At 67.0% G+C, this 23,126-nt stretch carries 23 protein-coding genes; 10 read left to right on the top strand and 13 right to left on the bottom strand.

The features are described from left to right. Positions 1–8: 8 nt before the first annotated feature. The gene (gene dnaE, locus ACOFKW_RS14475; protein WP_419814837.1) at positions 9–3,476 is read left to right on the top strand and encodes a DNA polymerase III subunit alpha; all 3,468 of its coding nucleotides are present in this window, start codon (positions 9–11) and stop codon (positions 3,474–3,476) included. 3 nt (positions 3,477–3,479) lie between these two features. Here dnaE and ACOFKW_RS14470 read toward each other — a convergent pair whose 3' ends face one another. Together ACOFKW_RS14470 and ACOFKW_RS14465 are read right to left on the bottom strand one after the other, a co-directional pair. Beyond that, positions 3,480–4,223, bottom strand: coding sequence for a TonB family protein (locus tag ACOFKW_RS14470; RefSeq protein ID WP_419814836.1), 744 nt, complete (start codon positions 4,221–4,223; stop codon positions 3,480–3,482). A 55-nt stretch (positions 4,224–4,278) separates the two neighbouring features. Next, positions 4,279–4,791: a LuxR C-terminal-related transcriptional regulator gene (locus ACOFKW_RS14465; protein WP_419814835.1), complete on the bottom strand. Its 513-nt coding sequence runs from the start codon at positions 4,789–4,791 to the stop codon at positions 4,279–4,281. Between the two features lie 247 nt (positions 4,792–5,038). Between ACOFKW_RS14465 and ACOFKW_RS14460 the strand changes: the two genes are divergently transcribed. The 4 genes from ACOFKW_RS14460 to ACOFKW_RS14445 all read left to right on the top strand — a co-directional run bounded on the left by ACOFKW_RS14460 (position 5,039) and on the right by ACOFKW_RS14445 (position 9,844). Beyond that, a complete protein-coding gene (locus ACOFKW_RS14460) occupies positions 5,039–6,313 on the top strand; it encodes an amidohydrolase family protein (RefSeq protein ID WP_419814834.1) in 1,275 nt (424 codons plus the stop codon). Between the two features lie 44 nt (positions 6,314–6,357). Then, entirely contained in the window at positions 6,358–8,034 is a 1,677-nt protein-coding gene (locus tag ACOFKW_RS14455; RefSeq protein ID WP_419814833.1) for a long-chain-fatty-acid--CoA ligase, read from the top strand. Positions 8,035–8,075: 41 nt separating this feature from the next. Then, on the top strand, positions 8,076–8,723 hold the full coding sequence (locus tag ACOFKW_RS14450) for a glutathione S-transferase family protein (protein WP_419814832.1): 648 nt from the start codon (positions 8,076–8,078) through the stop codon (positions 8,721–8,723). A gap of 143 nt (positions 8,724–8,866) precedes the next feature. After that, on the top strand, positions 8,867–9,844 hold the full coding sequence (locus tag ACOFKW_RS14445) for an NAD(P)H-dependent flavin oxidoreductase (RefSeq protein WP_419814831.1): 978 nt from the start codon (positions 8,867–8,869) through the stop codon (positions 9,842–9,844). A gap of 3 nt (positions 9,845–9,847) precedes the next feature. Here ACOFKW_RS14445 and ACOFKW_RS14440 read toward each other — a convergent pair whose 3' ends face one another. Further along, complete coding sequence (locus ACOFKW_RS14440; RefSeq protein WP_419814830.1) at positions 9,848–10,495, bottom strand: glutathione S-transferase family protein; 648 nt, start codon at positions 10,493–10,495, stop codon at positions 9,848–9,850. Positions 10,496–10,697: 202 nt separating this feature from the next. On the opposite strand from ACOFKW_RS14440, the gene ACOFKW_RS14435 reads away from it, so the two are divergent. After that, the gene (locus ACOFKW_RS14435; protein ID WP_419814829.1) at positions 10,698–12,575 is read left to right on the top strand and encodes an AsmA family protein; all 1,878 of its coding nucleotides are present in this window, start codon (positions 10,698–10,700) and stop codon (positions 12,573–12,575) included. Here ACOFKW_RS14435 and ACOFKW_RS14430 read toward each other — a convergent pair. The 6 genes from ACOFKW_RS14430 to hisB are packed head-to-tail and all read right to left on the bottom strand — an operon-like array spanning position 12,572 to position 16,004. Then, a complete protein-coding gene (locus ACOFKW_RS14430) occupies positions 12,572–12,946 on the bottom strand; it encodes a histidine triad nucleotide-binding protein (RefSeq protein ID WP_419814828.1) in 375 nt (124 codons plus the stop codon). The genes ACOFKW_RS14435 and ACOFKW_RS14430 overlap by 4 nt on opposite strands. Positions 12,947–12,949: 3 nt before the next feature. Then, positions 12,950–13,267, bottom strand: a complete 318-nt coding sequence (locus ACOFKW_RS14425) for a phosphoribosyl-ATP diphosphatase (protein ID WP_419816961.1) — start codon at positions 13,265–13,267, stop codon at positions 12,950–12,952. After that, the gene (gene hisF, locus ACOFKW_RS14420; RefSeq protein WP_419816960.1) at positions 13,264–14,025 is read right to left on the bottom strand and encodes an imidazole glycerol phosphate synthase subunit HisF; all 762 of its coding nucleotides are present in this window, start codon (positions 14,023–14,025) and stop codon (positions 13,264–13,266) included. The genes ACOFKW_RS14425 and hisF overlap by 4 nt, the downstream gene beginning before the upstream one ends. A 7-nt stretch (positions 14,026–14,032) precedes the next feature. Next, positions 14,033–14,761, bottom strand: a complete 729-nt coding sequence (gene hisA / locus ACOFKW_RS14415; protein ID WP_419814827.1) for a 1-(5-phosphoribosyl)-5-[(5-phosphoribosylamino)methylideneamino]imidazole-4-carboxamide isomerase — start codon at positions 14,759–14,761, stop codon at positions 14,033–14,035. Next, complete coding sequence (gene hisH / locus ACOFKW_RS14410) at positions 14,758–15,372, bottom strand: imidazole glycerol phosphate synthase subunit HisH (RefSeq protein WP_419814826.1); 615 nt, start codon at positions 15,370–15,372, stop codon at positions 14,758–14,760. The genes hisA and hisH overlap by 4 nt, the downstream gene beginning before the upstream one ends. Positions 15,373–15,395: 23 nt before the next feature. Then, positions 15,396–16,004 carry an imidazoleglycerol-phosphate dehydratase HisB gene (gene hisB, locus ACOFKW_RS14405; RefSeq protein ID WP_419814825.1) on the bottom strand — a complete coding sequence of 203 codons (609 nt, stop codon included), beginning with the start codon at positions 16,002–16,004 and terminating at the stop codon, positions 15,396–15,398. A gap of 175 nt (positions 16,005–16,179) precedes the next feature. Between hisB and ACOFKW_RS14400 the strand changes: the two genes are divergently transcribed. The 4 genes from ACOFKW_RS14400 (at position 16,180) to ACOFKW_RS14385 (ending at position 20,163) form a co-directional block, all read left to right on the top strand. After that, positions 16,180–17,076 carry a CPBP family intramembrane glutamic endopeptidase gene (locus ACOFKW_RS14400; RefSeq protein ID WP_419814824.1) on the top strand — a complete coding sequence of 299 codons (897 nt, stop codon included), beginning with the start codon at positions 16,180–16,182 and terminating at the stop codon, positions 17,074–17,076. A gap of 91 nt (positions 17,077–17,167) precedes the next feature. Then, a complete protein-coding gene (hslV, locus tag ACOFKW_RS14395) occupies positions 17,168–17,716 on the top strand; it encodes an ATP-dependent protease subunit HslV (protein ID WP_419814823.1) in 549 nt (182 codons plus the stop codon). Then, positions 17,713–19,062 (top strand): ATP-dependent protease ATPase subunit HslU, encoded by a 1,350-nt coding sequence (gene hslU, locus ACOFKW_RS14390; protein ID WP_419814822.1) that lies wholly within the window; start codon positions 17,713–17,715, stop codon positions 19,060–19,062. Before hslV ends, hslU begins: the two co-directional genes overlap by 4 nt. Before the next feature lie 165 nt (positions 19,063–19,227). Beyond that, positions 19,228–20,163 carry an SGNH/GDSL hydrolase family protein gene (locus ACOFKW_RS14385; RefSeq protein ID WP_419814821.1) on the top strand — a complete coding sequence of 312 codons (936 nt, stop codon included), beginning with the start codon at positions 19,228–19,230 and terminating at the stop codon, positions 20,161–20,163. On the opposite strand, the gene ACOFKW_RS14380 is transcribed toward ACOFKW_RS14385, so the two are convergent. From ACOFKW_RS14380 to tpiA, 4 genes are all read right to left on the bottom strand, one after another. Next, the gene (locus tag ACOFKW_RS14380; protein WP_419814820.1) at positions 20,160–20,639 is read right to left on the bottom strand and encodes a protein tyrosine phosphatase family protein; all 480 of its coding nucleotides are present in this window, start codon (positions 20,637–20,639) and stop codon (positions 20,160–20,162) included. The two genes, ACOFKW_RS14385 and ACOFKW_RS14380, sit on opposite strands and share 4 nt — an antisense overlap. Before the next feature lie 5 nt (positions 20,640–20,644). Continuing rightward, entirely contained in the window at positions 20,645–21,928 is a 1,284-nt protein-coding gene (locus ACOFKW_RS14375) for an MFS transporter (RefSeq protein WP_419814819.1), read from the bottom strand. 8 nt (positions 21,929–21,936) lie between these two features. Then, positions 21,937–22,308 (bottom strand): preprotein translocase subunit SecG, encoded by a 372-nt coding sequence (secG, locus tag ACOFKW_RS14370; protein ID WP_419814818.1) that lies wholly within the window; start codon positions 22,306–22,308, stop codon positions 21,937–21,939. An 86-nt stretch (positions 22,309–22,394) separates the two neighbouring features. Beyond that, positions 22,395–23,126, bottom strand: coding sequence for a triose-phosphate isomerase (gene tpiA, locus ACOFKW_RS14365; RefSeq protein WP_419814817.1), 732 nt, complete (start codon positions 23,124–23,126; stop codon positions 22,395–22,397).

Raw genomic sequence — 23,126 nt, 5'->3', positions numbered from 1 at the left:
TACGCACCATGCCGCACGCACCGTTCGTCCACCTGCGACTCCAGTCCGCCTATTCGATGCTCGAAGGCGCGATGGGTCCCGACGATATCGCCAAGGCGTGCCGCAAGCTGGGTTTTCCAGCCGTGGTCCTCGCCGACCGCAACAACATGTTCGGGGCGATGGAGTTTTCCGACGCGTGCGAAAAGGCGGGCGTGCAGCCGGTGATCGGCGTCTGCGTCGCAGTCGAGCGCCCAGGCGCCCGCACGGTGCTGCAGCGGCCGGTCAGCGACTGGCTGGTGTTGCTGGCCCAGGACGCGACGGGATATTCGAACCTGATCTCACTGGTCAGCGAGGCGCACCTTGGCGGCGAACTCGCCGACGAACCTCGGCTGACCCTGGGCGCGCTGGAGGGCCGTACCGACGGTCTGATCGCCTTGACCGCCGGGCCCGAGGGTGCGCTGGCCCGCCTGCTCGCCGATGGCCAGGACGCCGATGCCTATGCAAACGCCCTCGAAGCGGCGTTCCCCGGACGGCTGTATGTCGAGATCAGCCGTACCGACGATCCCATCGAGGCACGCTCCGAGACGGCGCTCATCGCGCTGGCGCAGGCGCGCGACCTGCCGCTGGTCGCGACCAACCCGGTGCGTTTCGCGACACCCGACGTTCATGCGGCGCACGATGCCATGCTGTGCATCGCGGACAGCGCCTATGTCGATGCGGAGGACCGCCGCCGCTCCAACCCGCATGGCTGGCTGAAGTCGCCCGCTGAAATGGCCAAGCGCTTTGCCGACCTGCCCGAGGCGCTGGCCAACACGCTGACCGTCGCGCGCCGCTGCGCTGTCCGCGCGCCGTCGCGCGCGCCGATCCTGCCCAGCATCGCGGGCGATCCGGAGGCGGAGAAGATCGCGCTGGCGCAACAGGCGCGCGATGGGCTGGCGGCGCGTCTCGAGACACTCGGCATAACGGACGACGACGGCGTCTACGAGAAGCGCCTGAAGTACGAGACGCAAGTCATTGCCGACATGGGATTTTCGGCATATTTCATCATCGTCGCCGACTTCATCGTCTGGGCCAAGGCGCAGGGCATCCCGGTCGGGCCGGGCCGCGGCTCGGGTGCCGGCTCGGTGGTCGCCTGGGCGCTGACCATCACCGACCTTGATCCGATCTACCACGGCCTGCTTTTCGAGCGCTTCCTCAACCCCGAGCGCGTGTCGATGCCCGACTTCGACATCGACTTTTGCGAAACCCGCCGCGACGAGGTCATCGGCTACGTCCAGCAGCGCTATGGCCGCGACCGCGTCGCCCAGATCATCACCTTTGGACGGCTGAAGGCCCGCGCCGTCATCAAGGACGTCGGCCGCGTCCTGCAGATGCCGTACGGCCAGATCGACCGCATTGCCAAGCAGATCCCCAGCCACCCGACCGACCCCTGGACGCTGGCCCGCGCGCTCGGCGTCGGCACCGACAAGGACGGCCGCAAATTCCCCGGTATTTCCGAGCTGATCGCCGAGCGCCGCCGCGACGAGAAGGTCGAGCGCCTGTTCGACATCGCGCTCAAGCTGGAAGGGCTGCCGCGCCACGCCTCGACCCACGCCGCCGGCGTCGTCATCGGCGACCGGCCGCTGGCGCAGTTGGTGCCGATGTACCGCGATCCGCGCTCCGACATGCCGGTCACGCAGTTCGACATGAAGTACGTCGAGAAGGCCGGGCTGGTGAAGTTCGACTTCCTCGGTTTGAAGACGCTCAGCGTGCTGGCGCGGGCCGTCGAGCTGCTCAAGGCGCGCGGCGTGACGCTCGATCTCGCGACGCTGCCGCTCGACGATCCCGACACCTACGCCCTGATCGCGCGCGGCGACACCGTCGGCGTGTTCCAGTTCGAGTCCGAGGGCATGCGGCGTGCGCTGGGGCTGGTGAAGCCCGACCGTTTCGCCGACATCGTCGCGCTCGGCGCCTTGTACCGCCCGGGCCCGATGGACAACATCCCGAGCTTCGCGGCGCGCAAGGCCGGGCGCGAAGTTCCCGACTACCTTCACCCCAGCCTGGAGACCTGCCTGAACGAGACCTACGGGGTCATCGTCTACCAGGAGCAGGTCATGCAGATCGCCCAGATCCTGGCCGGCTATAGCCTCGGTGACGCCGACCTGCTGCGCCGCGCGATGGGCAAGAAGATCCAGAAGGAGATGGACGAGCAGAAGGTCCGCTTTGCCGAAGGTGCGGCGGCGAACGGCGTCGACAAGGCGCAGGCCGGGCGCATCTTCGAGCTGGTCAACAAGTTCGCCAACTACGGCTTCAACAAGAGCCACGCCGCTGCCTATGCCGTGCTCAGCTATCAGACCGCTTGGCTGAAGGTCCATCATCCGGTCGAGTTCTTCACGGCCTCGATGGCCTATGACATCACCAATACCGACCGGCTGGCGATTTTCGTCGATGACATGCGGCGCAGCGGTGTCAAATGCTTGCCGCCGTGCATCAATGCATCGCATGCGGACTTCGCGGTCGAGGGCGACGCTGTTCGCTACGCCCTCGCCGGCCTCAAGGGCGTCGGCGAAAAGGCGATGGCTGCCGTCGTCGAAGGTCGCGCGGGCGCGCGGTTCACCGGCCTCGCCGACTTTGCCCACCGTGTCGATCCCAAGCTGCTCAACAAGCGGCAGGTCGAAAGCCTGATCGCGGCCGGCAGCTTCGACGGGCTCGAAGCCAACCGGGCCGGGGTGCACATGCTCGCCGAGGCGCTGCTCGGCACCGCCCAGGCCGCTGCCGCTGCCCGCGAGTCCGCGCAGGTCGCGATGTTCGGTGATGCCCCGGAGCGTTCGACCGCGATGCTGGTGCCGCCCGCCGCGCGCTGGTCGATCGCCGAAAGCATGGCCAAGGAAAAGGAGGCTTTCGGCTTCTACTTCTCCGGCCATCCGGCCGACGCCTTTGCGCATGTCCTGGAAGCCAATGGCGCCAAGACCTGGGCCGAAGTCGCAGGCGCCGCAGCCCCGGCTGGTGGTGGCCGCGCCGGGGTCGTCATGGCAGGGCTGATCGAGGAGGTCCGCTGGCGCACGCCGCAGAACGGCACGGGCAATCGCTACCTGCTGATCACCATGAGCGATGCCAGCGGGCAATATGTCGCCAGCTGTTTCGACGAGGAAGCGCAGGTACTGATCGAGGCCGCGGTCGAGGTCGGGCAGCCCGTGCTGATCCAGGGCGAACTGCTGTACCGCCCCGGCGAGGATGCGCCGCGCGTCACCATCCGCGGCCTGACCGGACTTGCCGACATGGCGCGGCGAACGCGCTGCCGCCTGACCATCGACATGGCGGCGGGCCACGCCGGCGCACTGGCGCAGTTGCTGGAGAAGGCGCGGGGCGGGCGCGGCGAGGTGCTGGCACGGATCGCCTTGCCCGGAGGCCGGGTCGCCAACCTCAACCTTGGCCGCGACTTCAACATCGACACCGAGTTGAAGGGCAGGGTGGAGCGTCTCCGCGGCATCTCCGGGGTGCTCCTCGGCGCTGCCTAGCTTCTATCGCTCGGCCGGGTCGACGCCGGGTGTCAGTTCCCAGCTGTGCTCGCCTGTCCAGACCTCAGGGACCTTCTTGCCGAACGCATCGCGCGCGGCCCGGTAGCGCAGGCGCTGCTTCATCAGCGCACAGGTGCCGATGTCGAGATCCTCGTTGCCGCTCGAGCGCGTCACCTTGCAGTCGGTGATGCGTCCGCCAACGCCGACGATAAAGCGTACGTAGACAGTGCCTTCGGCGCGCGCGGCAAAGGCAGCGCGCGGATAATCGGACTCCCTGATCCGGCCGCCGATCCAGCGGGACGGCGTACCGCCGCCATCTCCGTCGCCGGCCGCGCCACTGCCGGTGCCGGTGCCCGCGCCGCCGGCGCCGCTGCCTGGGCCCGGCGTCGTTGCAGCGCCCGCGTCCGCGTCGCTGTCGATACCGGGCAGCAGCGCCGCGGCGACGGGTGGCGGCTTTGCCGGGGGGATAACGACAGGCGGCGCCACGATCGGCGCAGCCTTGGCCTTCAAATTGGCAGCGGATGCCCGCCCCGCAGGTCGCACCTGGCGCACCCGCTTGGGCACGATCTTCTCGGGCGGCGGCGGTGGCTCGGGTGCTACTTCGAACACCGCGATGGTATCGACGACCTTTTGGGTGAAGTCGGCGGCGAGACCTGAAATCAGCATCCAGCCGATCAGCAGTTGCAGCCCGACCGCGGCCAGCGCTGCAACCAGCCGTCCTCGCAATGTCCTGTCGTCAGCGATCACCCCGGCTTCAACGCCCGGGATTGCGAACCGTTCGATCGGCGTCGCCCGGGGAGGCTCAGACGTTCTCGCGCAGGCGAACGTCCATGGCGAGTTGCGTGCGGCTCTCCAGCCCCAGCTTCGAATAGACGTTGTGCAGGTGCATCTTCACCGTGCCCTCCGAAATGCCGAGCTGGGTGGCGATCACGCGGTTGCGCTGGCCGGTTGCCACCAGCCGTGCGACATCGCGCTCGCGCCGCGTCAGCGGATCGACGACGGGCGTGTGACGCTGGCTCATCCGGTCATACGCCGCTTTCATGGCGCGTGGATCGAGCCATTGCCCGCCATCGGCGACAGTCGCGACGCAGTGCATGACGCTGTCGGCGGACGCCGACCTGAGCAGGAGCCCATCGACGCCGAGTTCGACGGCATCGATCGGCAAGACGCCGTCGAGGCAGGGTACGAAAAGGATGGCCCGCGTCGGCGACTGCGCATGTCGCAGGTGGCGCAACAGGTCGAGCGACGACGAACCGTCATCCTCGAAATCGATGATCGCCATGGTCGGCCGGTCGCGCAGGAGCGAGTCGCGCATCTCCGCGCCCGATGTATGGCGCGAGGTGATCAGATAGCCCGCGCTCGACAATAGCGTCGCAACCGCGTCCGCAATCAGCGGATAAATCGTGCCGACGCTTACGCTGTGCCGGTTTACGCCGTTGCCGTTGCGACCCATGGAAAACCTTGTACGCTGAGTTGGCCAAGATACGACGGCCGCAAACCGGCGGTTGCACTAAAGTTAATGGTAGGCAGCATCGTTAGTTCCGTTACGGGGTCGTGCTATTATGAGAATTGTCCTGCTGGCCGCCACGATGGCCGGCCTGATCGGCTCGACCGCCAGCGCCGAAACGGTCGCGATCAGTGCGGCGCGGATGCTCGATGTCGTAACCGGAAAGATGGTCGCCTCGCCGATGGTGATCGTCACCGACGGGCGCATCGTCGCGGCGGGCCCGACGTCCAGCGTCTCGGTCCCGGCGGGAGCACGGCGCCTCGACCTGAGCTCGCTGACCTTGCTGCCCGGGCTGATCGACATGCATGTCCACCTGACCAGTGACCCGACGATCGGCGGGTACCGCGTGCTCGATTACACGCCGGCGTTCTGGACCGTGATCGGCGTCGCCAACGCCAAATCGACCCTGCAGGCGGGCTTCACCACGGTGCGCAACGTCGGCAGTAGCAATTATGACGACGTCGGCCTGAAGCAGGCGATCGAGGCCGGTTATGTCGCGGGTCCGCGCATCGTGCCGGCGACCTATGCCATGGGCGCGACCGGAGGGCATTGCGATACGACGGAGTATCCGCCCAACATCAACGTCGACACGCCCGCCGTCGCCAACGGCGTCGAGGCAATCCGTGCGACGGTCCGAAAGCTGCGTAAATATGGTGCCGAGGTCATCAAGTTCTGCGGCACGGGCGGCGTCTTCTCCAAGACCGACAGTGTCGGCGGCCAGCAATATACGCAGGAGGAGATGAACGTGCTCGTCTCGGAGGCGCACATGCTGGGGATGCGTGTCGCCGTTCACGCTCATGGCACGGCCGGGATCAACACCGCCTTGCGCGCCGGCACCGACACCATCGAACACGCCAGCCTCGCGGACGACGAGAGCTTCGCACTGGCGAAGAAGAACGGCAGCTGGTTCTCGATGGACATTTACGACGACGACTACATCCTCGCGCAAGGCACCAAGAACGGCGTCTTCCAGGAATCGCTCGACAAGGAGAAAGCCATCGGCCGGGCGCAGCGCGAGACTTTCCGCCGGGCGGTCAAGTCGGGCGTGAAGATGGTCTTCGGCACCGACGCGGGCGTCTATCCGCACGGCACCAATGCTCTGCAGTTCGCGACCATGGTCGAATGGGGCATGACGCCTCTGCAGGCGATCCAGGCAGCGACGCTCAACGCCGGTGAGGCGCTTGGGCGATCGAAGGACGTGGGCGCGATCGCGGCGGGGCGGTATGGCGACATGATCGCGGTCGCGGGTGATCCGCTGACCGACGTCAAGCTGCTGCAGCATGTCGCGGTGGTGATCAAGGGCGGCGTGGTCGAGAAGGACGCGCGCTGACGCCGGCCCTCGCATAGCAGTCCGCCACCCGCTAGACGTGAGGCATGAGCCGTTGGTCGCAAAGCTATAATCATCCCGTCCCATGGGCGACCACATTGCAGCCACGCGCCGTTCCGGACCTGTTGGCCCGCAGCGCCGCACGCACCCCGGACGCGCCCTGCCTCGAGTTTCTCGGTCGTAACTGGACCTATGCGCAGGTGCATGATGCCGTGCGCCGGACCGCCGCGGGGTTCGCTGCGCTGGGGGTCGGGCGAGGCGATACGGTCGGGCTGTTCCTGCCTAACTGCCCGCACTACGTCTTTGCCTATTACGGGGCGATGCTGGCCGGCGCGCGGGTCGCAAACTTCTCGCCGCTCTACACGACCGAGGAGTTGACGGCACAGGTCGCCGACAGCGGCACGCGGACGATGGTGACGCTCGACGTTGCGCAACTCTACGACACGATCAAGCCGTGCCTCGGCAGCGGGCTGGACCGCCTGATCATCGGCAATCTTCCCGAGGTGCTGCCGCCACTGAAGGGCCTGGCCTACCGTCTGTTCAAGCGCGCCGACCGTGCCGCCATTTCTGCCGACGCCGCCCATGTGCCGTTTGCCCGGCTGCTCGCAGCGTCACCGATCGTCGATCCGCCGGTGATCGACCCGAGCGATGTCGCCCTGCTGCAATATACCGGCGGCACCACCGGCACCCCCAAGGGTGCGGAACTGACCCACGCCAACCTCAGCATCAACGCAGCGCAGGTCGACGCCATCGATCCGGAGCCGGATGCGCCCGACCGGATCCTCGGCGCGCTGCCGTTCTTCCACGTCTTCGCCAACACCTGCGTGCTCAACCGCACCATCCTGCGCGGTGGGCAGATCGTCATGCTGCCACGCTTCGAGATCGCCGCCGTGCTCAAGGCCATTCCCCGGCACCGCATCACCGCCATCCCTGGCGTGCCGACGATGTACCGCGCGCTGCTCGAAGCACCGGGGCTGGAGGGCGTCGACCTGTCGAGCCTGCGCATGTGCATCTCCGGTGGCGCACCGATGCCGCTGGAGCTCAAGACCGCTTTCGAGAAGCGCAGCGGCGCCGTCGTCTGCGAGGGCTATGGTCTGACCGAAAGCTCGGGCGTCGTCTCGACCAACCCCTACGCCGGCCTCAACAAATCCGGCACCATCGGCCAGCCGCTGCCACAGACCGACATCCGACTGGTCGACAAGGACGACCCTGGCAAGCCCGCGCCCGATGGCGAACCCGGCGAGATTACCGTCGCCGGACCGCAGATCATGATCGGCTATCACAATCGCCCCGAGGAGAGCGCCAACGTCTTCATCGAGCATGACGGCAAGCGCTGGTTGCGTACCGGCGATGTCGGGACGATCGACGCCGACGGCTATATCTCGATCGTCGACCGGCTGAAGGACATGATCGTCGTCGGCGGCTTCAAGGTCTTCCCCTCGGTGCTGGAGGACATGCTGTACCGCGACCCCGCAGTGCGTGAAGCCCTGGTCATCGGCATCCCCGACCTGCGCCTAGGCGAGCGTCCCAAGGCCTTTGTGACCCTGGTCGACGGCGCGCAGGCAACCGGCGAGACCCTGCTCGCCTTCCTGAACGGCAACATCGGCAAGCACGAGCGCGCCGTCGCCGTCGAGGTCCGCGACAGCCTGCCCAAGACCATGATAGGAAAGCTCAGCCGCAAGGAACTCGTCGCCGAGGAACGTGCCAAGGCGGGGCAGGCGTAGTCCGGTCGACGACGGCAGGCCGGAAGCAGGGGAGAGCCACGATGATCATCTATGGCAGCAGCATGTCGCCATTCGTGCGCAAGACGATGGCGTTCGCTGCCGAGAAGCAGGTCGAGTTCGAGCTGGTCCAGGCGACCCTCGGCTCGTCGGACCCGGCGTTCCGCGAAGCCAGTCCGTTCGGCAAGATGCCCGCGATGCGCGACGGCGACTTCACCCTGGCGGATTCCACCGCGATCTGCCTGTACCTCGAGGCGCTGCATCCGACGCCCGAGCTGGTGCCGACCGATGCCAAGCTGCGCGGCAAGGCGATCTGGTTCGACGAGTTTGCCGACACCATCGTCTGCACCTGTGGAGGCAAGATGTTCTTCAACCGCATCGTCTCGCCGATCTTCCTCAAGCGTGCCGGCGACCTGGCGATGGCGGACAAGGCCGAGAACGAGGAGTTGCCACCGATCCTCGACTATCTGGAGACCCAGATCCCCGACAGCGATTTCCTCGTCGGCGACCGGCTCACTATCGCCGATCTCGCCGTCGCCAGCCCGTTCGCGAACTTCCAGCACCTGGGCCTGACGATCGACCCGTCGCGCCATCCCAAGGTCGCCAGCTACACCGCAGCGATCCTCGCGCGGCCATCGTTCGCGATTACCGTCGAGCGCGAGACCCGGGCGCTGGCAAGAGCCACGGCTTGATCTGGGGCGAGCGCCGTTACGTGACACTTTTCGGCATTGCTGTCGGCGGGAATTAATACGCTTCCCCCAGGCCTTCAGGACCGTATCTTCCGCGACGTCGCCCCGGTTTGCAAATTGCACGACTGCCGTTCAGATTGCCCGTCATGAAAACACGCATCACTGAACTCTGCGGCATCGAGCATCCGATCATCCAGGGCGGCATGCATTTTGTCGGCTTCGCGGAGCTTGCGTCGGCGGTGTCCAACGCCGGCGGGCTGGGCATCATCACCGGCCTGACCCAGCGCACGCCTGAACTGCTGGCGGTCGAGATCGCGCGCTGCCGGGAAATGACCGACAAGCCGTTCGGCGTGAACCTGACCTTCCTGCCCGCCACCACGCAGCCCGACTATCCCGGCTATATCCGCGCGATCATCGAGGGCGGCGTCAAGCTGGTCGAGACCGCCGGCAATAACCCGGCGAAGTGGCTGCCGGTGCTCAAGGAGAATGGCGTCCGCGTCATCCACAAATGCACCGCGGTCCGCCATGCGCTCAAGGCCGAGGCGATCGGCTGCGATGCGGTCAGCGTCGATGGCTTCGAGTGCGGCGGGCACCCGGGCGAGGACGACATCCCCAACATGATCCTGCTGCCGCGCGCCGCCGACGAGCTCAAGATTCCGTTCGTCGCCTCGGGCGGCATGGCCGACGGTCGCAGCCTGGTCGCCGCGCTGGCGATGGGCGCGGAGGGCATCAACATGGGGACGCGCTTCATCGCTACCGTCGAGGCGCCGGTCCACCAGCACGTCAAGGACGCGATCGTCGCCGCCAGCGAACTCGACACCCGGCTGATCATGCGCCCGCTGCGCAACACCGAGCGCGTGCTGACCAACGCCGGTGTCGAACGCCTGCTCGCCAAGGAGCGCGATCTCGGCAGCGCGATCAAGTTCGAGGATATCCTGCCCGAAGTCGCGGGCGTCTATCCACGCATCATGCAGCAGGGCGATATGGACGCCGGCGCGTGGAGCTGCGGCATGGTCGCCGGGCTGATCCACGATATCCCGACGGTCAGGGCGCTGATCGATCGTATCATGACCGAGGCGGAAGCGATTATCGGCGAGCGGCTTCAGGGTTTCGCCAGGGGCTAGGGCTTAGCCGGGCGGTGGGTTGTTGATCGCGAGCTGAGCTTCGAACGCCCGCTTGTAGGCCGGCCGTGCCTCGCCGCGAGCGACATAGGCGGCAAGGCTGGGGTACTCGTCCAGCAGCCCCGACATCCGCAGCCTGAGCAGCACCGACGCCATCATCAGATCGCCCGCGCTGAACTCCCCGTCGAGCCAGTCGCTATCGGCAAGGCGATCCGACAGCTGCTGGAGGCGCGCGCGAATGCGATCCTGCACCAGCGGCAGCCGCTGCGCCGCCCACGGTTTGTCTCCTTCCATTAGCTTGGCGGTCGCCAGTTCGAGGATCGGCGGCTCGATCGTATTGACCGCAGCGAACATCCAGCTGATCGCGCGAGCGCGGGCGTCTGCGTCTTCGGGCAGCAGGCCGGTGAAGCGCGTCCCGATGTGAAGTACGATCGCACCCGTCTCGAACAGCGCCAGATCGCCCTCCTCATAGGTCGGGATCTGCCCGAACGGATGGACCGCCAGGTGCGCCGGCTCCTTCATCGCGGCGAACGAAACGAGGCGAACGTCGTAAGGCTGGCGCACTTCCTCCAGCGCCCACCGGACGCGCGTATCGCGAGCCAGGCCCTTGCCGCCATCGGGTGACCGTTCGAACGCGGTGATGGTGATCGGCATGACAGGCTCCTCTCCCGGACAGCAGTCCAACCGTGTCCTCGAGGATCAGGATGCCGCCCGCCGTTGCACAATGGCAAGCACTTAGGCCCGGAACGAAAACCGGTTCTGGCTCGTCCTGACGTGTGCATCGCAGCCGATAACGGTCGCCGGCAGGAGATCACACGTCACGACCGTCGTTCACAACCGCTGGCGATCGCTTCCGATGGCGGCGCGGATCGCTGTGATCGTCGGCGCCGTCGCGCTGCTGCTGATCGTCGTCGCCGCTGCATTCCCCCTCGGCGTGCTGCGCAAACCGTTGGAGCGGGCGCTGTCCCGCTCGCTCGATCGTCCGGTCAGTATCGGCAGTCTTTCACGCCTCGACACCTTCTCGCTCGAGCCGGTGATCCGGCTATCCGACGTCCGCGTCGCTCAACCCGGCTGGGCCGGACCTGGCGAGATGGCGCGCATCGCCACGGTACGACTACGTTTCTCGGCCGCTTCGCTATTGCGCGGCAAGTTCGTGCCCATCGACCTCGACATCGACGGTATGCGGCTCGCGCTGGTTCGTGATGCCTCTGGCCGCGCCAACTGGCAGGGTGACAAGCGCCCCGACGACAACGGCGGCGGCAGTTCGCCACCGCCGCGGCTGCGCCATCTGCGGATCACCGGCTCCACCCTCCACCTGAGCGACGTCAAGCGCCACGTCGTGCTGACCGCGAGCCTGACCGCGGACGCCCGCAACGGCATCGTCATAGCCGGCAGCGGCACCCAGCGCGGACAGCCGCTGCAGCTCAGGGTAACCGGGGGCAAGCTCGACAATATCGATCCCGCCGCTCCCTATCCGTTCAACGTCGCGCTGTCGTCGAGCCTTGTCCGGCTGGACGGGACTGGGACGATGGATCATGTCCTCGACACCGGCCATTTCACCGCCAATGTCCGGTCGAGCGGCAAGGACCTGATCTACCTCGACGATATCATTCAGGCGGGCGTTCCGGCGACGCAGGATTTCGCAATCGTGACCAAGGTGCGTCACGACGACCGCGATTGGGTCGCTTCCGGGCTGAGCGGCACTATCGGTCATTCGGACCTGGCGGGGTCGCTGACGGTCCGCAAGCGTGAAGGGCGCAGTATTCTCGACGGTCGCATCGCCTCCAACCGCTTCGACTTCGACGACCTGTCATCCGACGAAGCCAAGGCGAGGGCGGCCGCGAAGGAAAAGCTGACCGGCAAGCGGATCCTCCCCGATACCGAGATCCATTTCGAGAAGCTGGCACGCACTGACGGCGTCATCCGCTTCGACGCCAAGCGGCTGGTGATGAAGGGTAAGACGCCCTTCGTCGGTCTGCACGCGGTGCTGACCATGGACCACCGCCTGTTGACGGTGAAACCGGTGCTGGCGACGCTGGTCCATGGCACCCTCGGCGGCGAGATGAGCGTCGATCACCGCAGCGGCGAGCCCAAGCTCACGGTCTCCCTCGACCTCAAGGGCGGACGCATCGAGGATATCTTCACCGAGCCGAAGGACGCCACCGCGCCGCTCGACGGTCGGATCAGGTTGCATGGTATCGGGCGCACGGTGCGGACCGCCCTTGGCAGCGGCAACGGCACGATCGACCTGATCTCGCGTGGCGGCGAGATGAAGCTCAGCGTCGCGACGCTCGCCGCCGGCGACGTCGTTCGGGGCGCTCGCATCGCCTTGTCCGACGAGCGGCACGAGATGACGCCGATCCGCTGCATCGTCGGTCGATTTGCGGCGCGCGACGGTCAGGTCAGGGCCAACGACCTGATCCTCGACACCAACGTCATGCGCGCCGGTGGCAGCGGCACCGTCGACCTGGGCACGGAGCGCATCGCGCTGACGCTCAACGGCCGGTCGAAGCATCCCGACGTCATCCAGACGACGGTACCGATCCGTGTCGGCGGAACGCTGGCGCTGCCGACCTTCGATGTCGTGCCGGTGGATCGTTCGCCGCCCAAAAAGTCGCTGCTCGGGCGGATCGGCGAGGTGCTGAAAAGCCTGAAGACCCGCGGCGACGAGGGCAGGGCGGAAGCAGCTCCGGACGCTCCCTGCGATGCGCTGGCGGCGGCGATCCTGCGCTAGCTCAGCATCGCGCCGAACTGCCGGCCACCGAAGATGTGGACGTGGAGGTGCGGGACTACCTGATTACCGTGGACCCCGGTGTTGGCGAGCAGGCGATAGCCGGGTTCCTCGAGGCCCAAGTCACGCGCGACTTGCCCGACGGCGCGGACGAACCCGCCGATCTCGGCGTCGGTGGCGGTGGCGCTGAAGTCGGCCCAGGAGACATAGGGGCCTTTTGGAATGACCAGCACATGCACCGGCGCCTGCGGGGCGATGTCGTGGAAGGCGAGGGCAAAGTCGTCCTCGAAGACCTTGTTGCAGGGGATTTCGCCGCGCAGGATCTTCGCGAAGATGTTGCCCTGATCGTATGGGCCTGTTGCAGACACCGGCATCGCTCAGCCCTTCCTTCCAGCCTTTTCCGCCAGCCCCGAGACACCTTCGCGCCGGTCGAGCTCGGCACGGACATCATCGAAGTTCGCGCCAATGTCGGCCAGCAACACGCCGAGATGGAACATCAGGTCCGCGGCCTCCGACACCGTTGCGGCCCGGTCGTCCTGAATTGCCGCAATGACGACTTCGACGGCTTCTTCGCCGACCTTCTGCGCGATCTTGCCCCGGCCCTTGCCGGTCAGGCGCGCGACATATGAGGTCTCGGGGTCCCCGAGCCGCTTGGCGACGATCGCGCCGTAGAGCTTGTCGAAACTGTCCATCAGACCGATCGCACCCGTATTCCCGCCGCCGACATCGTCGCCCGAGCCTGGGCGATGCTTGCCTCGCCGAAGTGGAAGATCGACGCTGCCAGCACGGCGGAGGCATGGCCTTCGAGCACTCCCGCGACCAGGTCGTCGAGCCCGCCGACGCCGCCGCTGGCGATCACCGGGACCGGCACTGCGTCCGCGATTGCCCGGGTCAACGCCAGGTCATAGCCGGAGCGAGTACCGTCACGGTCCATGCTGGTCAGCAGGATCTCACCCGCGCCGCGGTCCGCTGCCTCCCGCGCGAAGGTGATGGCGTCGATGCCTGTGGCCCGTCGCCCGCCGTGGGTGAAGATCTCCCACCGCCCCGGCTCGACCGCCTTGGCATCGACCGCGACCACGACGCACTGTTCGCCGAACTGCTTCGCCAATGCGTCAATCAACGACGGATCGGAGACGGCAGCCGAGTTGACTGCGACCTTGTCCGCCCCGGCGAGCAGCAACGCCCGCGCATCGGCGACCGATCGCACGCCGCCACCGACGGTCAACGGCATGAAACAGGCATCCGCCGTCCGCCGCACGACATCGAGGATGGTGTCGCGCCCTTCGTGGCTCGCGCCGATATCGAGGAAAACCAGTTCGTCCGCACCCGCCGCGTCATAGGCGCGTGCCGCCTCGACCGGATCGCCGGCATCGCGCAGCGCGACAAAGTTGACGCCCTTGACGACGCGGCCACCGGCAACGTCGAGGCACGGGATGATGCGAACGCTCAGCACCGCCGGGTCAGGCCGCGCGGCGCAGCGCGTCGCCAAGGTCGAGCCGCCCGTCGTAGATCGCGCGTCCGACGATGACGCCCTCGATGCCGTCCTTCATGTGGACACGAAGGTCGTCGATGTCCTGCGGCCCGGCGACGCCGCCGCTCGCCAGCACCGGAATCGAGACGCTTTGTGCCAGCGCCAACGTCGCCTCCAGGTTGACGCCCTTCAGCATCCCGTCGCGGCCGACATCTGTGAACAACACCGCCGCGATGCCGACGCCCTCGAAGCGCTTGGCAAGCTCGGCGACAGGCACGGTCGAGATCTCCGCCCAGCCGCGCGTCGCCACCATGCCGCCCTTGGCATCGACCGCGACGACGATGCGTCCCGGATTGGCCTTGGCGGCCGAGACGACGAAGTTCGGGTCGGCAAGCGCTGCCGTCCCCAGCACGACGCGGTGGACGCCGCGGGCCAGCCAGGCGTCGAGGGCAGCGCGGCTGCGGATGCCGCCGCCCATCTGGACCTTGCCGGGAAACGCCGCGACGATCCGCTCGACCGCATCGCCGTTGACGCTGGAGCCTGCGAACGCGGCATCGAGGTCGACGACATGGAGCGCGGTCGCCCCGGCCTCGGCAAAGGCAGCGGCCTGCGCGGCGGGATCGTCGCCATAGATCGTGGCGCGCGCCATGTCGCCTTCGGCGAGGCGGACGACGCGGCCACCCTTGAGGTCGATCGCGGGATAGATTGTGAAGGTCATGTGCTCAACCAGCCCCGGAGGAAATCAAGGCCATAAGTCTGGCTCTTTTCAGGATGAAATTGCACGCCGGTGATGTTGTCGCGAGCGATCACCGCGGCGATCTCCTGCCCATAATCGGTCGTTGCCAACACGCTCGCGGGATCGGCGGCGGCGAAGTGGTAGCTGTGGACGAAATATGCGCTGCCGAGCACCGGGAGACCCGGCCGCTCGCCACCGGCGGCGACGTCGTTCCAGCCGATGTGCGGCACCTTGAGGCCGTCGACACCGGGCTCGAGCCGCACCACGTCGCCGTCGATCCAGCCGAGACCGGCATGCTCGCCGTGCTCGTGGCCGGTGGTCGCCAGCAACTGCATGCCGACGCAAATACCGAGGAACGGCTTGCCGCGCTCCAGCACCGCTTCCTCCAGCGCGTCGACCACACCCGGGGTGCCCCTGAGCGCGGCGACACACTGGGCGAACGCGCCGACGCCGGGCAGGACGATGCGGTCGGCGGCGGCGATTTCGTCCGGGTCGCTGGTAACGATTACCCGCGCCGCGCCTGCAGCCTCAAGCGCTTTCGCCGCCGAGCGGATGTTGCCGGCGCCATAGTCGACGATGGCGACGCTAGTCATGGGCCGGCCTTCGCCGAACGGCCTTAGACATCGGTCACCGGTCCGCCCAGCGTGCCCTTGGTCGAAGGGATCGCGTCGAGCTTGCGCGGGTCGAGCGTGATCGCCGCCCGCAGCGCCTTGGCCAGGCCCTTGAAGCAGCTCTCGACGATGTGGTGGTTGTTCACGCCGTAAAGCGTCTCGACGTGCAGCGTGATGCCGGCCGCGCCCGAGAAGGCGCCGAACCATTCCTTGAACAGCTCGGTGTCCATCTCGCCGAGACGCGGCTGGCTGAACGCCGTCTTCCAGACGAGATAGGGCCGGCCGGAGATGTCGAGGCTGACGCGGGTCAGCGTCTCGTCCATCGGGATATAGGCATGGCCGTAGCGCGTGATGCCGCGCCGGTCGCCGAGCGCCTTGGCGACGGCAGTACCGATCGCGATGCCGCTGTCCTCGGTCGTGTGGTGCGCGTCGATGTGCAGGTCGCCGTCGCAGTGCAACGTCAGGTCGATCAGCGAGTGGCGCGACAGCTGCTCCAGCATATGGTCGAGAAAGCCGATGCCGGTATCGACCTGATACACTCCCGTGCCATCCAGATCGACGCTCACGTCGATGCGGGTTTCGTTGGTGTGGCGGGAGATGGTCGCGGTGCGCATGATGCGTCCCGCGCTAGACCATGGGGGGGCAGGGGGCAAGGCGCACGGTGGATCGGGACGCGTCGGGCGGGTTCCAACGCGGGTCGAGACCGCTGGCGTCACAAGACAAACGGCTGTCGGAAACGTTGGACGCTATTCGGTTTAGCTGCAGAAACTCAATCAGGTGAACGGCTGCATGATCGACGAACATCCCGCTGCAGGCCCTGGCCTCATCCGTGGCCTGCTGGGAGCGCTGTTTTTGGTCGCAGCCTATTTCGCGATCGATCAGATCGAGTCTGCGGGCTACGCCTTGTTCGCCACGGCGTTCGGCCTGCACATGGTCTCACACGGCGAGATGGGGTTGCTCCCTTATGCCTCGCTCATGCTTGTCCGCCTTGCGCTCGACCTGCTGGTCGTAGCGGGCGTTATCGCAATCCTGGGCCGGCCGTGGCGCGGCTTTCCGTTGATGGGTCCACGACCTGTGCCACTGACATTTGCCGGTCTGGCGATCAGGCTGATGGTGATGATCGCCACGATCCTGGCGATCATAGCGAGCGGGAGCGCGACCGTGGCCGCTTCGGCACAAACGGCGACATCGGCAGCCGTGTATGGATCGGGCTGGCTAGTGTTCGACTTTATCGGCGCTGCGGGCGAGGAGCTATATGGCCGTGTGGCTATCCTGCTCGTCGCGCAGAGCCTGATCGGTTGGCGCGGGGCCATCGTGGTTTCCGGCCTGATGTTTTCGGTCCTGCACCTCGTCAATCCCGGGGTGAGCTGGCTGTGGCTCCTGCGCCTGTTCGTGCAGGGCGCACTTCTTGCCTATGCCGTCTACCGAACCGGCTCGATTTGGTGGTCGATCGGCTATCACACCGGTTGGAACTGGGCGAGCGCGCCGTTGTTCGGGGCTGCCGGCAGTGGCTACCTCGATCAAGGTCACCTGTTCGACTTCAGGCCGACCGGATCCTTATGGATTACGGGGGGACCCATTGGGCCGGAGGGCAGCGTTTTCGCCTTCCTGGCGGTGCTGTGTGCGTTCGGCCTTTTCAAGGCCACGACATCGTCGAGCCGACTTCGGAACTCGTTGTCGACCTGAGAGCGACCGCGCCGCGCCTCCCCTTAACGCCGCGCGGTGCCATTCCTACATCGGCTCCAGCAAAGTGAGCCTTTGAAAGACCAACACACCCATGAGTGATCCAACCAACTGGCACGGCACGACGATCGTGTCGGTGCGCAAGGACGGGCACGTCGTCATCGCCGGGGACGGCCAGGTGACGATGGGCCAGACCGTCATGAAGTCGAACGCCAAGAAGGTCCGCCGGCTTGGCCCCGAGGGGCTGGTGATCGGCGGGTTCGCCGGTGCGACCGCGGATGCCTTCACGCTGTTCGAGCGGCTTGAGGCCAAGCTCGAGCGTTTTCCCGGGCAGCTGACCCGCGCCGCCGTCGAGCTGGCGAAGGACTGGCGGACCGACCGCTATTTGCGGCGGCTGGAGGCGATGATGATCGTCGCCGACAAGGACGTGACGCTGGTGCTGACCGGCACCGGCGACGTGCTGGAGCCGGAGAACGGCATCTGCGCCATCGGCTCCGGCGGCAATTACGCGCTCGCCGCAGCGCGGGCGCTGGCCGACTCCAGCCACGATGCCGAGGCGATCGCCCGGCGTGCCATGCAGATCGCCGCCGACGTCTGCGTCTATACCAACAGCAATGTAACGCTTGAGAGTATCGCGATATGACCCCTGTACTGAACGTCATCGAAGGCGGCGAGACTGCCGCCGCAACGCCCGAGAATCTGACCCCGCGCCAGGTCGTGGCCGCGCTCGATCGCTATATCGTCGGTCAGGGCGATGCGAAGCGCGCCGTGGCGGTGGCGCTGCGCAATCGCTGGCGGCGGCAGCGGTTGGGCGAGGACCTGCGCGACGAGGTCAGCCCCAAGAACATCCTGATGATCGGGCCGACGGGCTGCGGCAAGACCGAGATCAGCCGCCGCCTGGCGCGGCTGGCGGAGGCACCGTTCCTCAAGATCGAGGCGACCAAGTTCACCGAGGTCGGCTATGTCGGGCGCGACGTCGACTCGATCATCCGCGACCTCGTCGAGGAGTCGATCCGCCTGATCCGCGAGCAGAAGCGCGCCGGGGTGAAGGAGAAGGCCGAGGAAGCCGCCGAGGCGCGACTGCTCGACGTGCTGGTCGGCAAGGACGCCTCCGAGGCGACGCGGCTGGCGTTCCGCGAGCGTTTCCGCACCGGTGCGCTCAAGGGCCGCGAGGTCGAGATCGAGGTTTCCGACACTGGTGGCCAGTCGTTCGAGATGCCCGGTATGCAGCCGGGACAGGTCGGCATGATCAACCTGTCCGACATGCTCGGCAAGGCGATGGGCGGCAAGACCAAGCGTCGAAAGATGCCGGTCGAAGCGGCCTGGGAGGTCCTGGTCGCCGAAGAGAGCGACAAGCGCCTCGACGATGAGGACATCGCTCGCGACGCGGTGCGCTCGGCCGAGGAGAACGGCATCGTCTTCCTCGACGAGATCGACAAGATCGCAGTCAGCGACGTGCGCGGCGGCTCGGTGTCGCGTGAAGGCGTGCAGCGCGATCTGCTGCCGCTGATCGAGGGGACGACGGTCGCGACCAAGTACGGCCCGGTGAAGACCGACCACATCCTGTTCATCGCGTCCGGGGCGTTCCACGTCTCGAAGCCGTCGGACCTGTTGCCCGAGCTTCAGGGCCGCCTGCCGATCCGGGTCGAGCTGAAGGGCCTGACGCGCGAGGATTTCGAGGCGATCCTGACCGACACCGAGGCGTCGCTGATCCGGCAGTACACCGGGCTGCTCGGCACCGAGGGGGTCAAGCTCGAACTACGTCCCGACGGCATCAAGGCGATCGCGCGCATCGCTGCCGAGGTCAACGATGCGGTCGAGAACATCGGGGCCCGGCGGTTGCAGACTATCATGGAGAAGCTGTTGGAATCGGTCAGCTTCGACGCCGACGAGCGTTCGGGCGAGGTCGTGGTGATCGACGCCGCCTATGTCGAGCGCGAGCTCGGGGCGATCGCACGGAACACCGACCTGTCGAAGTTCATCCTGTAGGATGTCGACGCGCGGGCCTCGCCCTCCATTTCGTTGGCTGAGGGCGAGGAATTCTGTGGGAATCGCCGGTGGATTTTGTTAACCTCTGTGTCTGCTGCCGGCAAAGACCGGTGCTTTGCACAGGGGGTCGCGATGCTGGCGGGTCGTCGGTGTGTTGGGTTCGGCGTGGCGTTGTTGCTGACGGCGACGGCGGCGGCAGCAGCACCGGGGGGCAGGCCCGACGCGCTGTACGTGTTCGGGGATTCGCTGGTCGACGCGGGCAACGCCTATATCGGCTCCGGTCACCAGACTGCCCAGCCGCAATACGGCTATTTCGACGGGCGCTTCACCAACGGCCCTGATTATACCGACCTGATCTCGAAGCGGCTGACGGGCAGCTACACCGTGCCGTCGCTGCTTGGCGGCAAGAATTTCGCGGTCGGCGGTGCGCGGGCGGCAGGGAATGCGGTCCTGCAAGGCTTCACCGTTCCCGGCCTGCCGGGACAGCTTGGCGTGTACCAGTCGCTGGGTCGGCCGGTCGATCCGAACGCGCTGTACGTGATCAACTTCGGCAATAACGACGTCAACGCTATCCAGAGCGGCGACACCTACGGCCTTTCGGTGGCGGACTACAGCGCGCTCTACGTGCATAATATCGTCGGCGCGGTGCAGGCACTTAATGCGGCGGGGGCAACGCGCATCCTGGTCGCCGGGGTGCCGAACCCACAGGAGCCGGAGGGCGTCGCGCTGCAGGCCCAGCTCGACCTCGGCCTTGACGCGGTATCGCCGTTCCTGACGGCATCGCTGTACCGCTTCGACTTCTTCAGCTTCTTCGACAAGATACTCGCCGATCCGACCAGCATTGGGCTGCCGGCCGACACGGATTTCGTCCATCCCTGCATCCCGGCGCAACTCGCTGGTGGTTTCCCGCCCGATTGCAGCCACTTCTTCAGCTTCGACGGCACCCATCCGACCGCGCCGGTGCAGGTCGCGCTGGCCGAGCGGATCGGCGACCTGATCGGCATCGGCGCCGTGCCCGAACCCGGTGTCTGGCTGCAGCTGATCGCCGGCTTCGGCCTGACCGGGACGGTGCTGCGCCGTCGCCGCGTCGTGCCGGCCTAATAGTCCCGACGCGCGTACTGGTGCTGGCGGTCGACACCGGCCGCATCGCCGATGAACTTCGCCCAGACGCCGCCGGGGCGCCAGACGCTCTCCAGCATCGCACGGGCCGCGGGCTCCGGGATGCCGAGTACCTCGGTCTGGTAGCGGTAGAAGAACGCCGTCACCCGGGCGTTGACAGCGCAGTGGACATGCAGCGGCGCATCTTCGGCCTCGGCCATGGCGGCGCAGAAGCGCTGGTAGTCAGCCTCGGTCGGCGCACCGAACTCGACGGGTATGTGGACGTAGGTCATGCCGAGGCCCGCAACGGTCGCGGCTTCGTCGGCGAGCGCCCTTTCGTGGGTGTGGAGAGCGAGGTTGATGACCCGGCTGACGCCCAGCGCGGAGACGGCGGCGAGTTGCGCTTCGCTCGGCTGGCCCGACGTGGTGATGCGGTCGTCGAGCCGGCGCCAGTTCAGGATGTCGACTGGGTCAGCCATGCGATCTACCCCTCGATCAGGCTGGCGTCCCGCGTGTCGGGCAGGATCAGCGCGACGACCAGCGAGATCGCGATCATCGCCGTGACATACCAGAAGAAGCCCGCCTCGTGTCCGGCGCTCTTGAACCATAATGCGACATATTCCGCGGTGCCGCCGAACAGCGAAACCGACAAGGCGTAGGGCAGTCCGACCCCTAGCGCTCGGACGTTGGCGGGGAACAACTCCGCCTTCACCAGGCCCGAGATCGCGGTGTAGCAGCTCAGCACGGTCAGCGCGGCGAGGATAAGGACAAAGCCCTCGGTACGGCTTTGCACGCTCGACAGCGCGGTCAGCACGGGCACGGTGCCGAGCACGCCGAGTACACCGAATGCCAGCAGCAATGGCCGACGTCCGATGCGGTCCGACAGCGCCCCGAAGACCGGCTGGATGCACATGTAGACGACCAGCGTACCTGCCGAGACCAGGCTGGCCTCCGCCTTGGTCCAGTGCGCCGTGTTGACCAGGAATTTCTGCATGTACGTCGTGAAGGTATAGAAGGCGAGGCTGCCGCCGGCGCCCAGCCCGATGACCAGCGCCGCCGACCGCCGGTGCTCCCACAGCCGCGCGAACAAGCCGCTGCGCGATGCCTCGCTGGTCTGCTCGAACGCGTCGGTCTCGGCGATCGAACGGCGGAGCCACAGCGCGACAAGTGCCGCCAGCGAGCCGATCGCGAACGGAATGCGCCAGCCCCAGCTCTCCAGCTGCGCCTCGGTCAGCCAACGCTGCAGGAGCAGCAGCACCGCCAGCGCGATCAACTGTCCCGAGATCAGCGTCACATACTGGAAGCTCGCGAAGAAACCGCGGTGCCGGGCGACGGCCATCTCGCTCATATAGGTTGCCGAGGCGCCGTACTCGCCACCGACGGACAGGCCCTGAGCCAGCCGCGCCAGCACCAGCAGGATCGGCGCGACGATGCCGATGCTGGCGAACGGCGGACATACCGCGACGACCAGCGAGCCGCCCGCCATCAGCATCACCGAAAGACTGAGCGCCGCCTTGCGACCATGCTTGTCGGCGTAGACACCGAGCAGCCAGCCGCCGACCGGGCGCATCAGGAAGCCGATGGCGAACACCCCGGCGGCGTTGAACAGTTGGGCGGTCGTGTCGCCCGCGGGAAAGAAGCTCGCGGCGAAATACAGCGAGAACGCGCTATAGACGTACCAGTCGTACCATTCGACGAGGTTGCCGATCGAGCCGCCGACCAGCGACTTGATCCGGCCTCCCGATGTGGCGCTGCCCCCCGGCGGCACTCAGGCGCTCATCGTGCCAGCGGAACGCTGTCGGTCGGCGCCGGAGCAGGCGCTGCAGGTGCGGCCGGCGCCGTCACCGGCTTCGCGGGAGCGGTGATCGGGCTCGTCGTCGCCAGCGAGGTATCGATCGGCCGCGAGCGGTTGCTCGACGCCGCCAGCACCGCCAGCGTAATGCTGGTCAGGATGAACAGCCCCGCGAGGATCGTCGTCGAGCGGGTCAGCAGGTCTGCAGCACCGCGCGCCGTCATCAGGCCACCAGCATTGCCGCCGCCGATGCCCAGGCCACCGCCCTCCGAACGCTGCAGCAGGATGACGCCGCATAGCGCAATCGCAATTAGCGTGTGGATGACGAGGACGAAGGTCGAGGCAAAGCTGGTCATGGCGGGCGAAGTTGCTTTCGGGTGATTACGCCCGCGCATGTAGCGGTTGAGCGGGTCGGGTGCAACTATACGGCGGCGATCGGCCTTCAGCCTGTGGGAGCAGCGGCCGCGATCGCCAGCAATCCGGCTGCCGTCAGGCTCGCCCCGCCGACCAGCGCACCATCGACGTCGGGGATCGCCAGCAACGTCGCCGCGTTCCCCGGATTGACCGAGCCGCCGTACAGGATGCGCACCGCCTGGCCGGCATCGCCGTAGCGCAGCACCAGATCGTGCCGGACATGGGCGTGCATTGCCCTGACATCCTCGGGCGTCGGGGTGCGCCCGGTGCCGATTGCCCAGACCGGTTCATAGGCGATGACCAGCCCGTCGGCGCTGCCGGGGCAGGAGCCAGCCAATTGCGTCGCGACGACGGCTTCGGCCCGGCTCGCATCACGCTCCGCCTCGGTTTCCCCGACGCACAGGATGGTGGTCAGCCCGGCGGCCAGCGCCGCCTCGGCCTTGGCATGGACGATGTGGTCGCTCTCGCCGCAATCCGCCCGCCGCTCGCTATGGCCGACGATGACCAGCGAGGCACCGGCATCGGCGAGCATCGACGCGCTGATATCGCCGGTGTGCGCGCCCTTTTCCGAGGCGTGAAGGTTCTGCGCGCCGATCGCCAGCCGGGTGCCCTCGGCGACCCGTGCCGCGCGTTCGATCAGCGTGAACGGCGGGCAGACCGCAACATCGACGCCGTCCGGCACAGCGCCGGCCAGCCCCCGAATTTCCTCCAGCGCGGCGGCGGTCCCGTGCATCTTCCAATTGCCGACGATGTATTTCAT

The sequence above is a fragment of the Glacieibacterium sp. genome (assembly GCF_965200405.1).
GTDB lineage: Bacteria > Pseudomonadota > Alphaproteobacteria > Sphingomonadales > Sphingomonadaceae > Glacieibacterium.
Note: the sequence above shows the minus strand (reverse complement) of the source record. Positions and strands in the feature narration are given on the sequence as shown.